Origin of the sequence: Spirillospora sp. NPDC000708 (genome assembly GCF_040299565.1) — a bacterium.
In the GTDB taxonomy this organism is placed as follows: domain Bacteria; phylum Actinomycetota; class Actinomycetes; order Streptosporangiales; family Streptosporangiaceae; genus Spirillospora.
This window is the reverse complement of the sequence record NZ_JBEPCJ010000064.1, coordinates 27,021-40,750: the sequence shown is the minus strand read 5'-3', so window position 1 is coordinate 40,750 and position 13,730 is coordinate 27,021. Positions and strand designations below refer to the sequence as shown.

Annotated in this window: 10 protein-coding genes and 1 pseudogene; 1 reads left to right on the top strand and 10 read right to left on the bottom strand. The window is 75.3% G+C overall.

Annotated features, from left to right (window positions below; all coding sequences use genetic code 11):
- Nucleotides 1-84: 84 nt before the first annotated feature.
- Nucleotides 85-1,011 (top strand): TIGR03564 family F420-dependent LLM class oxidoreductase, encoded by a 927-nt coding sequence (locus ABT299_RS35245; protein ID WP_500253367.1) that lies wholly within the window; start codon nt 85-87, stop codon nt 1,009-1,011.
- Here ABT299_RS35245 and ABT299_RS35240 read toward each other — a convergent pair.
- The 10 genes and pseudogenes from ABT299_RS35240 to ABT299_RS35195 form a co-directional block, all read right to left on the bottom strand.
- Nucleotides 983-2,704, bottom strand: a complete 1,722-nt coding sequence (locus ABT299_RS35240; RefSeq protein WP_500253366.1) for a class I adenylate-forming enzyme family protein — start codon at nt 2,702-2,704, stop codon at nt 983-985. The two genes, ABT299_RS35245 and ABT299_RS35240, sit on opposite strands and share 29 nt — an antisense overlap.
- Nucleotides 2,705-2,809: 105 nt before the next feature.
- The gene (locus tag ABT299_RS35235) at nt 2,810-3,748 is read right to left on the bottom strand and encodes a TIGR03621 family F420-dependent LLM class oxidoreductase (protein ID WP_500253365.1); all 939 of its coding nucleotides are present in this window, start codon (nt 3,746-3,748) and stop codon (nt 2,810-2,812) included.
- A gap of 17 nt (nt 3,749-3,765) precedes the next feature.
- Nucleotides 3,766-4,422 carry a response regulator gene (locus tag ABT299_RS35230; protein ID WP_500253364.1) on the bottom strand — a complete coding sequence of 219 codons (657 nt, stop codon included), beginning with the start codon at nt 4,420-4,422 and terminating at the stop codon, nt 3,766-3,768.
- A 111-nt stretch (nt 4,423-4,533) separates the two neighbouring features.
- Complete coding sequence (locus tag ABT299_RS35225) at nt 4,534-5,760, bottom strand: sensor histidine kinase (RefSeq protein ID WP_347256974.1); 1,227 nt, start codon at nt 5,758-5,760, stop codon at nt 4,534-4,536.
- 97 nt (nt 5,761-5,857) lie between these two features.
- Nucleotides 5,858-7,924, bottom strand: a complete 2,067-nt coding sequence (locus ABT299_RS35220; protein ID WP_500253363.1) for a bifunctional copper resistance protein CopD/cytochrome c oxidase assembly protein — start codon at nt 7,922-7,924, stop codon at nt 5,858-5,860.
- Nucleotides 7,925-7,963: 39 nt separating this feature from the next.
- A complete protein-coding gene (locus ABT299_RS35215) occupies nt 7,964-8,608 on the bottom strand; it encodes a copper resistance CopC family protein (RefSeq protein WP_500253362.1) in 645 nt (214 codons plus the stop codon).
- An 86-nt stretch (nt 8,609-8,694) separates the two neighbouring features.
- On the bottom strand, nt 8,695-10,416 hold the full coding sequence (locus ABT299_RS35210; protein WP_500253361.1) for an AMP-binding protein: 1,722 nt from the start codon (nt 10,414-10,416) through the stop codon (nt 8,695-8,697).
- Between the two features lie 47 nt (nt 10,417-10,463).
- A complete protein-coding gene (locus tag ABT299_RS35205; RefSeq protein ID WP_190864267.1) occupies nt 10,464-11,765 on the bottom strand; it encodes a DUF5685 family protein in 1,302 nt (433 codons plus the stop codon).
- A gap of 95 nt (nt 11,766-11,860) precedes the next feature.
- Nucleotides 11,861-13,156, bottom strand: a complete 1,296-nt coding sequence (locus tag ABT299_RS35200) for a helix-turn-helix domain-containing protein (RefSeq protein WP_500253360.1) — start codon at nt 13,154-13,156, stop codon at nt 11,861-11,863.
- Between the two features lie 26 nt (nt 13,157-13,182).
- Nucleotides 13,183-13,500, bottom strand: a pseudogene (locus tag ABT299_RS35195) (PucR family transcriptional regulator); the annotation flags it as partial.
- Between the last annotated feature and the right edge of the window lie 230 nt (nt 13,501-13,730).

The window sequence follows — 13,730 nt, the reverse complement described above, 5'->3', positions numbered from 1 at the left end:
CTCCGGTCAAGCGGAACATCGGGTTCAGGTTACTCTGTCCCCGTAAGCAGAAGCGGAACATCAGGTTCAGGTTAGGAGCGGTCCATGCGCATCGGAATGTTCGCCCTCGCCGCGGGGGCGCCGCTGGACGACGTCGTCGCCCAGGCCCGGCTGGCGCGCGACGCGGGGCTCGACAGCGTCTTCTTCGGCCACGTCCCGTCGTGGGACGGCCTCATGGCCGCCGCCCTCGCCGGGCGGGAGACGCCCGGCCTGGAGGTCGGCACCGCGGTCGTCCCGACCTGGCCGCGGCACCCCCTCGCCCTGGCGAGCCAGGCCCTCACCGCGCAGGCGATGGCGGGCGGGCGCTTCACGCTCGGCATCGGGCCGAGCCACCCGCCGGTCATCGAGGGCGGGCACGGCATCGCCTACGAGCGGCCCGCGCGGCACGTCCGCGAGTACCTGTCGGCGCTGCGCCCGCTGCTGCGCGGCGAGGACGTCGAGTACCGCGGCGAGACGCTCACCGCGGTGGGCACGGTGGACGCGCCCGGCGCGACCGCGCCGCCGGTGATCGTCTCCGCGCTCGGACCGGCGATGCTCCGGGTCGCCGGCGAGCTCGCCGACGGGACCGTGACGACCTGGACCGGCGCCGCCGCGATCGCCGACCATATCGTGCCCTCGATCACCCGGGCCGCCGAGGCCGCCGGGCGCCCCGCGCCGCGCGTGCTGGCCGGCGTCGTCGTCGCGCTCACCACCGACCCCGACGGCGTCCGGAACCGGCTCGCCGAGCAGTTCGCGGCCGCGTCGCAGTTCCCCGGCTACCGGGCGATCCTCGACCGGCAGGGGCTGTCCGGCGTGCACGAGACGGTCGTCGCCGGCGACGAGGCGACCGTGGAGCGGGAGCTGCGCCGCTTCGCCGACGCCGGCGCGACCGACCTGCTGATCAGCCCGCGCGGCGACGCGGCGCCCGTGCTGGAGCTCGCCGCGACGCTGCGCCGGCCGCCCGTCACAGCGACGCGCGCAACTCCCGCTTGAGGACCTTGCCGGCCGCGGACACCGGGATCTCGTCCACGAACCGGACCTCGCGGAGCCTCTTGTAGTGCACGACGGCGGCGTTGACGTGCTCCAGCAGCTCGTCCGCGGTCACCTCGCCGGAGCGGACGACGAACGCGGTCGGCAGCTCCCCCGCCTTCGGGTCGGGGCGGCCGACCACGGCGGCGCCCGCGACGGCGGGGTGGGCGAGCAGCTTCTCCTCCAGCTCGCGGGGGTACACGTTGTAGCCGTTGTAGAGCAGCATGTCCTTCTTGCGGTCGACGATGGACAGGTAGCCGTCCTCGTCGAGCACGCCGACGTCGCCCGTGCGCAGCCAGCCGTCGGGGCCGAGCACCGCCGCGGTCTCCTCCGGCCGGTTCAGGTAGCCGGTCATGACCTGCGGGCCGTGCACGCACACCTCGCCCTCCGCGCCGGGCGGCAGCGCGGGGGTCGCCTCGTCCACGGACGGGGCGTCCGCCGCGACGATCTTCACCCGGACGTCCGGGACCGGGACGCCGACGGTACCGGTCTTGCGCACCCCCGACCGGTGCGTCGGGTTCGCGGTCGCGCCCATCGTCACCTCGCTGAGCCCGTACGCCTCGACGACCACCGCGTCCGGGAAGGCGGCGCGCAGCCGCGCGATCATCTCGTGCGACAGCGGCGCGGCGCCCGACCGGACGCCGCGCACCGACGACAGGTCGCGCTCCGCGAACGACGGGTGGGCCAGCAGCGCGGCGAACATCGCGGGCGCGCCGCCGAGCGCGGTGGCGCGGAACCGCTCCATGTCGGCCAGGAACGCCGGGACGTCCAGGCGCGGGTGGCTCACGATCGTCGTCCCGGTCATGAACTGGGAGTTCAGGTAGCCGACCGTGCCCATCGCGTGGAACCAGGGCGCGACGCTGACGATGACGCCCTCGCCGAGCGGCGTCGGGTACTCCCCCTCCGGAGCGGTCGAGCGGAGCGTCAGCCCGCCGTGGCCGTCGGGCTCGGGCACCGACCCCGTCCCGGAGCAGGCGAACTGCAGCGTGTTCACCACGACGTTGCGGTGCGGGAGCATGACGCCCTTGGAGCGGCCGGTCGTCCCACCGGTGTAGGCGATGTGCGCCAGATCGCGGCGGGGGTCGATCGCGACCTCGGGGAACTCCTCCGGGCGGCCCTCGCCGACCTCCTCGAACGCCACGCCGCGGCCGGCGAACGCGCCGTCGCACAGGCCGGCCACGTCCGCCGGGCCGCCGCCCGAGCCCGCGACCACCACCGTGCGGACCCTCGTCCGGTCGAGGACCTGCGCGACCGGCCCGGCGAGCAGGTCGAGGGTGACGACCACCGCCGCGCCGCAGTCGGCGAGCTGGAAGGCCAGCTCGTCCGGCGGCAGCAGCGGGTTGCACGGGGAGAACGTGGCGCCCGCCAGCAGCGTCCCGTAGTAGGCGATCGCGAACTGCGGGATGTTCGGCAGGTGCAGCGCGACGACGTCGCCGCGGCCGACGCCCCGCTCGATCAGGCCGTGCGCGAACCGGGCGGACGCGCGCGCCAGCCCGGTGAAGGACAGGTCGCGCCCGGCGTGGTGCAGGGCCGTCCGGTCGCCCCAGCGCCGCGCGGCGCCCGCGAGGATCGCGCCGACCGGGACGTCCGGGTAGTCGAGCGAATGCGGCACACCGGCGAACCAGTGCGGGGTGGTCTCGGAAGACGTCGCGCCCATCGTCGTCCCTTTCCAGAGGCTCATTCTAGAATCGCGTTCACCACTTTAGGAGAGGGACCGGGCGCCCCTGTGCGGCGGGTCGGGGCGGCGGGTCGGGGCGGCGGGTCAGCGCAGCAGCTCGATCACCGGCCCGAACTCGTCCAGGAACGGGCCGTGCACCGTCACGTGGGAGAAGCCGAACCGCTCGCGCCGCTCCCGCAACTGCTCGGCGATCTGCTCGTGCGTGCCGATGAGCGCGAACGGCGTGTCCAGCACCTCCTCGACGCTCATGTCCGGGACGCGGGCGTCCCGGATCCGCTCGGCCGCGGCCCGCCGGTCCGGGGTGACCTCGACGTGCTGGACGAGCACGTTCCACTCGATCGCGCCGGCCCGCTCCCCCGCGTGCGCGCGGGCGAACGCGACCCGCTCGGCCGCCTGCTCGGCCGTCCCCATCCGGAACGTCCCCGGCGGCGCGCCCTCGACCTGGTACATCCCCGCGATCCCGACGATGTCGGCGTGCTCGGCGGCGGCCCGCAGCACCGTGTCGCCGGTGCCGCCGACCAGCAGCGGCGGGCCGGAGCCGCCGAACCCCGAGCGCTGCACCGGCGCGAGGTCGGCGAGCCCGAAGTGCTCGGCCACCGGCCTGCGCTCGGCGTAGTCCGGACCGCCGAACAGCCGCCCGAGCTCCTCGATCAGCGCCGTCATCCGCTCGACGCGGTCGGCGAACGGCTCCCACGCGATCCCCGCCGCGTCGAACTCCCACTTCATGTGCCCCGCGCCGAGGCCGACCTCGACCCGCCCGCCGGTGAGCCGGTCGGCGGTCGCGATCTCGCGGGCCAGCAGGTGCGCGTTCCAGAAGGCGGCGTTCAGCACCAGCGTGCCGACCCGCAGCCGCTCGGTCGCGTCCGCCGCCGCGACCATCGTCGGGAACGGCGCCGGCGAGCCGAGGTGGTCGGGGACCTGCGCCACGTCGTAGCCGTACCGCTCGCCCCGCCGGCACCGCTCGACGAAGTCCCCGGGGGAGGCGATGTCGAAGAAGTTGAACCCGAACCGGAAGTCCCTCATGAGGCGATCATGCCGGGTCAGCCCGGGGTGATGAAGCCCGTCTCGTAGGCGAGGATGACCGCCTGCGTCCGGTCCCGCGCCTGGAGCTTGGCGAGGATGTTCCCGACGTGCGTCTTCACCGTCTGCGGGCTCACGAACAGCTCCCCGGCGATCTCGGCGTTGGAGCGGCCCTTCGCCACCAGCCGCAGCACGTCCGCCTCCCGCTCGGTCAGCTCGCCGTGCCAGCGCGCCGCCCGCCCGCCGGCCGGCGACGGCCCGTGCGCGGCGGCCAGCTCCCGGATCGCGGCCGGGAACAGCAGGCTGTCGCCGTGCGCGACCATCCGGACCGCCTGCAGGATCTCCTCCGGCCGCGTCCGCTTCAGCAGGAACCCGTTCGCGCCGGCCTTCAGCGCGTCGTAGACGTACTCGTCGTTCTCGAACGTCGTCACGACGATGATCCTCGGAGGCTCGCGGACGGTGTCCAGGATGTGGCGGGTCGCCTGGATCCCGTCGAGCCGCGGCATCCGCACGTCCATCAGGATCACGTCCGGGCGGAGCCGCGCCACCGCGTCGGGCACCTCCGCGCCGTCGGACGCCTCGCCGACCACGGCCAGGTCGTCCTCGGCGTTGATGATCGCCGCCAGCCCCGCCCGGATCAGCCGCTCGTCGTCGACCAGCAGCACCTTGATCGTCATGTCCCGGACCCTCTCACGAAGCACCGCCCGCACGGGCGGCGCTGCTCTCTCTCATGGAACGGCCGCGTCCGGTGGAGCGCGCCGCTCCGGGGACGGGCCACCGCCGCCCGCTCAGGAGACGCGGCCGAGCGGCAGCGACACGTGCATCCGCCAGCGGTCGCCGTCCGGCCCGGCCGTCATCTCGCCCCGCAGCACGGTGACGCGCTCGCGGATGCCGCCGAGCCCGCGCCCGCCACCGTGGCCCGCCCCCACGCCGCGTGCCCCCAGCGGATTGCTCATCTCCATCTCCAGCCGCTCCCCGGACACGCCGAGGCGCAGCCGCACCGGCACCTTGCCCGCGTGCCGCAGCGCGTTCGTCAGCCCCTCCTGGACGATCCGGTACGCCTCCCGGGAGACCGCCGCGGGCACGTGCTCGACCTGCGGGTCCACCTCCGAGTCGAGCCGCACCCCGGCGAGCCGCGTCTGCTCCAGCACGCGGCCGAGATCCTTCAGCGTGGGCTGCGGCGCCGGCCGGGACCGGTCCTCGCGCAGCAGCCCGAGCACGTGGTCGAGGTCCTCCAGCGCGGCGCGCGCCGACTCCTCGATCGCGCCGAGCGCCTCCCGGGCGAACTCCGGATCGGTGTCCAGGACGCGCCCGGCCGCGCCCGCCTGCAGCGTCACGACGCTGAGCGCGTGCCCCACCGAGTCGTGCAGCTCGCGCGCCAGCCGGTTGCGCTCGGCGAGCCGGACCGCCCGCGCCTCCAGCTCCGCGAGCCGCTCCGCGGCGGTCGGCCCGAGGAACCGCGGCGCCAGCCGCGCCAGCAGCGCGCCGCCCGCCACGATCAGGACGAGCAGCACCGCCACCCCGGCGATCCCGGCCGGCGGCGCCGCCCACTCCGCCCACGTCCCGGGCCGGGCCCACCGGCCGAGCAGCCGCTCGTCCCAGTCCACCAGCGGCGCCATGACCAGCACGAACGCGAACGGCGGCACGGCCAGGCTGAGCCCGCTGACGACCACCCCGGCGAACAGGTGCAGGGTGAACCACGCACCGGACCGCGTCCGGCTCTCCCAGGTCGCCGCCGGGCCGGGCGCCAGCGCCGCCGCCGGGCCCCGCAGCAGCTCCTTGGCCAGCGAGCTCTCCAGCAGCCGCACCGACGGGACGAGACCGGTGACGAACGCGGCGGCCGCCGGGAACACCAGCAGCGCCAGCACCCCCGCGCCCGGCCCGTTGAAGGGCAGGAGCGCGGCGAGGGTCATGCCGAGGAACCAGTACGGCATGAGCAGCGCACCGCCCACCACCAGGTGGGCCCAGCGCCGCCAGGTCGTCCGCTCGATCAGCGGATGCAGTGCACCGGCCACTCCCCGATCCTGGCAGAACGGCGCCGCCGCCCCCTCCCCCGCGCGACCGGCACGGCTCCCCCGCACGGGGGAGCCGCCCGCCACGCCAGCGGCGGCGTCACGCCTCGGGCTGCCGGGCGGCCTTGCGGTCCTGCCCGCCCGCGAGCCGGTCGCGCTCGGCGAGCTTGGCCAGGCGCGCGTTGTAGGCGGCGAGCTCGTCCTCCTCCGCGCCCGCCTCACCGCGCGCGGTGCGCTCGGCGGCGCGGTCGGCCTTGCGATCCATCCGGCGGGCCTGCCGCTGGTCGTCGGCGTACCACTGGAACGCCATCACCAGCAGGACGACGAAGGTCGGCACCTCGCCGAACGCCCACGCGATCGACCCGGCGGTGTGCTGGTCGTGCAGGATCCTGGTGCCCCACGGCGGGTTGACGGCGTTGTACCAGCCGGTCGCGAGCGCCTGGTTCAGGCTCATCAGCGCGATGCCGAAGAACGCGTGGAACGGCATGGTGACGAACAGCAGGAGCAGCCGCATCGGGTGCGGCAGCCGGCGCGGCGCCGGGTCGATGCCGAGCAGCACCCAGAAGAACAGGCAGCCCGACGCCAGGAAGTGCACCATCATCGCGATGTGCCCGAGGTGGTCGCCCATGAGCTTCTCGAACAGCGGCGTGAAGTACAGCGCGAACGTGCTGCCCATGAACAGGATCGTGGCGAACGCCGGATGGGCGACGAACCGGACGAACCGGCTGTGCAGCATCGCGGTGAGCCACTCGCGCGGGCCGCGGTCGCCGCGGATCCGGGCGGGCTTGAGCGCGCGCAGCGCCAGCGTCGTCGGCGCGCCGGCCACCAGGAAGATCGGCGTCAGCATGTTCAGCACCATGTGCTGCGCCATGTGCACGCTGAACAGGATCGGCGCGTACCGGGAGACGCCCGTCTGGGTGACGATGACGATCGTCAGCAGCCCGAAGAACCAGGAGACGGTGCGTCCGACCGGCCAGGAGTCGCCGCGCCGCCGCAGCCGCAGCACCCCCGCCAGGTACAGGCCGCCGAGCACGACGACCAGGACGCCGAAGAACAGGTCGAAGTGCCACAGCGTCGCGAGCCGCTCGAGGTTGATGTGCGGCGGCATGTCGAAGCCGAGCTGCGTCTTGATCGCCGACTCGGTGCCGGTCTCCGGTGGCGGCGCGGTGCGGGCGAGCGCGACGGCGAGGCCCATGGTGGCGGCCATGACGGCGGCCTCGACGGCGGCGAGCCGCGCGAACGCGCGCGGCCTGCGGTCGTGCAGCGCCGGGATCGTCCGCTCGCGGTGCCACCAGCCGAACCAGCCGAGCGCCGCGAACGCGATGATCTTGCCGAGGGCGAGCCGCCCGTAGTCGGTGGTGACCAGCTCCGACGGGTCCGGCAGCCGGGAGATCACGTTGACCATGCCGCTGGCGCCGACGGTGATGTAGCACCACAGCGCCATCCGGCTGAACCGCTCGGCCATGATCGGCAGCTTGTCGCGGCCGAGCAGCGCGTGCGCGCCGACGACCGCGAGGCCGCCGACCCACGGCGCGATCGCGGCGACGTGCAGCGCGACGCCGGTGACGGCGACCTCGTGGTTGGCGGCCGACGCGGAGTGCCCGGTGAGCGGCGGCGGCAGCAGCGCGATCCCGGCCATGGCCAGCAGCCCGAACGCGGCGGCCGGGGTGGTCGTGGTGCGCGCCAGCAGCGCCACCACGACGGCCAGCAGCACCACGATCATCAGCGCGGTGCCCTGCTCCAGCGAGCCGACGTAGCTGCTCAGCTCGTTGCCGCCGATCACCTCGGTGACCGGCTGGCCGAGCACGTCGGCGACGGTGAACACCAGCGTGGCCGCCGCGGCGGCGGCCCATCCGGCCGCCAGCCACGACGCCGCGCGCAGGTAGCCGACCGAGTCCCGGGACAGCTTCGGCGCGTCGCGCCCGCCCTCGACGGGCAGCAGCGCGGCGCCCGCGAGGAGCGCGCCGACGGTCAGCGCGGACAGCAGGTCCATCGCCGTCCGCGACGCGGGCAGCCCCCACCGGGTGGCGGCGCCGGCGTCCCCGATGCCGGGGATGACCTGCTCGGTCACCGCCCCGCCGAGGACGAGCGCGGCCACCAGGACCGCGGCCCCCGCCGCGACCGCCGCGGCGGCGGCGCGCAGCACGCGCAGGCCGCCCTCACTCACCGACGTTCCTCACTGCCAGACCCCGATCACTGGTGTTCGTCACTCACTCGCGGCGGCCGCCCCGTGCTTGCGCTTGGCCCGGTAGACGATGGCCACGCCGATGCCGATGCCGAGCAGGACGCCGACGCCGATCAGGCCCCAGGTCACCATCCCGGACCCGGAGTCGGACTCGGCGGCCTGCTGCTGGTCGATCTTGAGGGGCTGCTCGTTGCTGGTCGCGGCGGCGCCGGTCTGGTCGACCGCGCCCACGCCGCCCTTGGGAGCCGCCTGCGGCTGCTCCCCGGTGCTCCCGTCCCCGCCGGCGGCGGTCGCGGTGAAGGTGAGGCCGTCGGCCTGGACGGGGTGCCCGTCCGCGCCGACGACCCGGTAGGCGACCGTGTACGACCCGGCGGGCAGCGCGCCGGTCAGCTTCTGCGTGACCGTGGTGCCCTGGTGCTCGGCGGCGCCCGCCTGGAAGGCCTTGCCGTGCGCGTCCTTGACGATCACCTTGGCGTTGCTGATCTCGTCGCTGAAGACCAGCTTCACCTCGGTGACCGAGGCGGCGGACGCCCCCTTGCCGGGCGTGCTGCTCACCAGCTGGGTGTGGGCCAGCGCGGGGGTCGCGGTCAGGGCGCCGAGCGCGGCGGCGAGGACGGCGACGAGACCGAGGCGGCGCAGGGGCCCGCGGGTCGTGAGGGTTCTCATGGGTGGCCGGGTTCTCTAGGTGGAATCAGGGCCCTTCTAGCGTACTGACGCGGCGCCGATGGCACGTCCGGGGTCGGGGAAGGGCGTCAGAGCGTGCCCAAAGCGTGATCGCGGCCGTGCTCGGCGAACTCGGCGCGCAGAGCCTCGACGTGTCCGGCGGTCAGCGGCTCGTAGGCCAGGGCGCGGCCCGGGCGCACCCACACCCGCTGCCCGTCCGCCGGTTCCCACAGGAGGCGGCGGAGCGGCCGCTTGTGCACCTTCCCCGTCGCGGTCAGCGGCATCTGCCGGACGACCCGGACGAACCGCGGCGCCCACTTCGTCCCGAGGTCGGGCTGCGCGGCCAGAAAGGCGGCGAACCCGTCGGCGTCGAACGCGGTGCCGTCGTGCAACTCCAGCGCGGCCATCACCTGGTCGCCGGTGCGCGGGTCCGGGACGGGGTAGACGGCGCACATCACCACGGCGGGCCAGCGCGACAGGATCCGCTCGACCGGCGCGGCGGCGAAGTTCTCGCTGTCGACGCGGAGCCGGTCGGCGCCGCGCCCGGCGAAGTAGAAGTAGCCGGCCTCGTCGCGGTAGCCGAGGTCGCCGCTCCAGTACGTGCCGCCGCGGACCCGTTCGGCGTCGGCCTCCGGGTCCTTGTAGTAGCCCTCGAAGGCGGCGCCGGCGTTGAGCCCGGCGAGCTCGCCGATGGCCTCGCCGGGGTTGAGCAGGGCGCCGGAGGCGTCGAAGCGGGCCCGCGGGCACTCGCGGCCGGTGCCGGGGTCGAGCACGGCGACCTCGACGTCGGGCGGCGCGACGCCGAGCGCGTCGGGCGGCGAGTCCGGCGTCTTGCGCAGCGAGATCGCGCCCTCGCTGGAGCCGTAGCCCTCGATGATCCGGCATCCGAACCGGCGCGCGAACCCGGCCATGTCCTGGGCGGACGCCTCCGTGCCGAACGCGCACCACAGCGTGTTGTCGTGGTCGTCGGGCCGCTCGGGGGTGGCGAGGATGTAGGCGAGGGCGCGTCCGACGTAGTTGAAGTAGGTCACGCCGAACCGGCGCACGTCGGGCAGGAAGCCGGACGCGGAGAAGCGGCGGCGCAGCGCGACGGTGGCGCCCGCGTGCACGGCCATCGCGAGGTTGGCCATCACCGCGTTGCCGTGGAACAGCGGCATCGCGACGTAGGTGACGGAGTCGCGCTCGATCCCCATCATCGCGGACCGCTCCGCGATCGCGGCGAGCCGTCCCTGCCCGCAGGCGACCGCCTTCGGCGCCCCGGTCGACCCGGACGTGAACAGGAGCAGCAGCCGGTCGTCCGGCCGCGCGCCAGGGTCGCCGGGGTCGCCGCGGTCCGCCCCGTCCGCCGCCCTGCCCGCCGCTCTGCCCGCCGCTCTGCCCGCCGCCGCACGCAGCGACGCCTCGTACGCGGCGGAGTCGACGACGAGGATCCGGTCCGCCGGGAACTCCTCGCCGAGCGCGTCCAGCAGCGGGAGGTGGGCGGTGTCGGTGACGATCAGGTCGCAGTCGGTGTGCCGGACGTCGGCGGCCAGCTCGGCGCCGCGCCGGGTCGGGTTGACGCCGACGACGGTGGCGCGGCCGAGCGCCGCGGCGAAGATCCAGAACACGTACTCGGGGACGTTCTCCAGCAGCACCCCGACGTGCCGGGGGCGGCCGGGCGGCTCGGGGCACGCGTCCGGCAGCAGCGCGGCGCGCGTCCGGGCGGCCGCCACGGCCTGCGCCCAGCTGTAGGTCTCGTCCTCGAACCGGAGCGCGGGGTGCCCGTCACCGGCCCGTTCCAGCAGAAGGTCCGCGAAGGTCGGGCTCGCCACGTCCGCGACACTGCCACCCAAGCTTTTGCTTGGTCAAGGGCGGACGATCAATTGCACCCGCAGTCGCAGTCACAGCAGTCGCAGCCGTCACAGCAGTCGCAGTCGCAGCAGTCGCAGCCGCTGCAGCAGTCGCAGCCGTCGCAGCAGTCGTCGCAATGCCGGGTGCACCAGCAGCGGTCCCCGCAGTCCTTGCCGTGGTGCTCGCTCCAGTCGGGCTGGAACACCCCGCAGGTCAGGCACACCGCCGTCCCGGTGAAGCACGGGATCGGCCATCCCGGGCGGCGCCCCGGCGGCCGGTGCCCGAAGTTCGCGCCGCCGCCTCCCCCGCCGCCGTGCGGCGGGAACCAGCCGCCGCCGTCGCCGTGGCCGCCGCCGTGCTGGGGCGGGTACCCGTGCTGGGGCGGATAGCCGTGCTGGGACGGGTCGCCGGGCGGCGGGTACTGGCCGGGCGGCGGGTACTGGCCGGGCCGGTACGGCGGCTGCTCCGGACCGGGCGGGTAGGCGGCGAAGACCCGGTCGACCGACCGGCGGACCTCCCGGTCCAGCAGCGCCCGGACGAGGCGCGGCCGCTCCATCTCCAGGTCGGCCAGGGCGAGCCGCAGCCCGTGCAGCGCGTCGTCGGCGTACCGGCGGGCCTCGGCGGGCGTCGTGCCGGTGGCCAGGAGCGGGTTGAACGCGCCCGCCGCCGCGTCGTCGGCGACGTCCTCGACGGCGTCGATCAGGTGCGCGAGGCGGCCGAAGTGGCGGCCCGCCTCCGCCAGCGTCTCGGCGTTGCCCTCCTTGCCGGCGAGGACCGCGGTGTGCGCGAACACGGCCGCGACGGCCGTCTCGGTGGGCTCGGTGAGGTCGAGCAGCCGCAGGCCCGGCTCGGCCTCCAGCACAGCCTGCCGGGCGACGGCCTCGCGCAGCACCGACGGGTCGAACCCGACGGCGGCGCCCGTCCGCGCGCCCGCCGCGTCCCAGCGGGAGGCGGCCCGGCCCGCGGCGGCGGCGACCAGCCGGCGCGCGTACGCGCCGTCGCCGTCCGCGACGTGGTCGCGGGTCTTCCCGGCGGCGAGCAGCAGCGACGCGGCCGCCGCCAGCCGCGCGCCCTCCGCCTTCGCGGTCACGACCTCGGCGGTCTTCATCCCGCGCAGCGCGCAGGGCCCGGCCTTGCGGCGCGGCGACAGCTCCGGCGCCTGCGCCTCCACCAGCACGGAGACGAGCAGCCCGTCGTAGTTGGTGACGAGCCGCGCCGCCTGGCCGTGCTCGGCCCGCAGCGTCAGGCACAGCCCGCACAGGTGCGCCATCCAGTCCTTGAAGAGCGTCCCGCACAGCGCGTGCTTGCAGGGACGGACCACACCGAACACCGATATCTCCCCGTTTCAGGCGTCTCGCAGCATTGACTCACGGACGCAGCGGCGCCCGGGACGGTTCGCCCCAGAAGATCCGGGATTCGTCGCGGTCAGACTCCGACGCAGGTCAGGGCGCGGCGGTAGGCGGCCATCCGCGGCTCCCGCGTGCCCGTCTCGGCGAGCACCTCGGCGAGGTCGAACCACGCCTGCGCCGCCTCCCGCGAGGACTCCATGTCCTCCAGGCACGTCGCGGCCCTCGTGAGGACCTCCACCGCGCGGTCGCGGTCGCCGAGCCGCACGCACGCCTCGCCGAGCACGGTCAGCGCGCCCGCCGTGACCCGGCGCGGCGCGTCCCCGAGCAGCTCCAGGGCGTCCTCGGCGAGCCGCACCGCCTCCGCCGGGCGGCCGAGCGCGGTCTCCGCGCGGGCCAGCTCGGTCAGGCACCGGGCCACGTCGATCTCCCCGGCGGAGCCGGCGTTGATCTCCCCGCTCACCCGGGCGAGCAGCTCGCGGGCCTGCACCGCCTGGTCGGGCCGGGCGCGCAGCAGCAGCCCCGCGTAGACGACCCGGAGCCGGTTGAGGTCGCGCGGGTCCTCGCCGTCGCCGGCCAGCAGCAGCGCCCGCTCGGCGAGCCCGACGCCCTCCTCGTACTCGCCGCGGATCTGCGCGACGTTGGCGGCCTCCCAGTAGGCGACCGTGCGGGCCCGGGCGCTGCCGATCCGCTCGGCCCGCTCGACCAGCTGGCCGGCCAGCTGCCGGGCGCGGACGAGGTCGCCGCGCTCGATGAAGGCGGCCAGCAGCGCCGCGCCGAGGTGCACGGCGGCGTCGGTGGAGTCGGCGCCGGTCGCGATGAGGTGCCGCAGCGCCTCCTCGGCGGCCTGCACGCCCGCGCTGATGTCGCCGCGCTCGCGCAGGCAGCGGCTCAGCGCGACGTGCACCCGCGCCCAGTGGTCGAGGTCGGCCTCGGCGGACGCCTCCTCGGTCAGCGCGCGCAGCCCGGCGATCGCCTCCTCCAGCTCGCCCGCCGCCTCCAGCGCGAGGGCGTGCCCCCAGCGGGCCTGGTGCAGCATCTCCGGCAGCGCGACGGCGTCGGCGTTGGCCAGCACCTCGGCGAACCGGGCCCGCGCCTCGGCCGCGGCGCCGTTGCGCAGCGCGATCTCGGCGTAGTCCAGGGTGACGCGCAGCTCGTCCACGACGTCCTCGCTGACGCCGCTGACGAGGTAGGTCGCCGAGCAGTTCAGCTTCACGGCGAGCAGGTCGACCACGCTCGGGGCGGGGACCCGCTTGTCGCTCTCGATCAGCGAGATGTAGCTGTCGGACAGCTCGGGGAAGGCCAGCTGCGCCTGGCTCACGCCCTGCCTGATCCGCAGGGCGCGGATGCGCTGCCCCAGTGTCTCCCGGTCCATGTGACCCCGCTCTTCCTTGTGGTCGCCTACAGGGTGCTCGCCGGACGCGTCGCGCGCAGGGCGAGGAAGAAGTCGACTCGGTCCTCAAGTGTGCCGAGGTCCCGGCCGGTGAGGTCCTCGATTCGGCGGATTCGGTACCGAAGCGTGTTCACATGGACGTGCAGCCGGGTCGCGCTCCGGCTCCACGACCCCGAGCAGGCCAGGAACACCTCCAGGGTGTGCACGAGCTCGGCCTGCCTGCTGCTGTCGTACTCCTCCAGCGGGCCGAGCATCCGCTCGCGGAACGACCAGCGCGTCCGCTCCGGGACGGCGGCCAGCAGCAGCGCGTAGGAGTCCGCGTAGGCGTCCCGTTGCGCTTCGGGGGCCGGCGCGTCCGCCGAGTCTCGCATTCGCACCATGGCAGGCTATAGCGGACCGTTCCCGTCACGCAGCGCTGGTCCTGAACCACATCCCGGCACCGGGCGCCGCGCGGCGCCCGGTGCCGGGGCCGGCCGCCGGGGCGGGCCGCCCCGCGGGCCGCACCCCGGGCGCCCCGCCGGTCAACAGAGGAGGCCCCAGGACGGTCGGAAGCAGG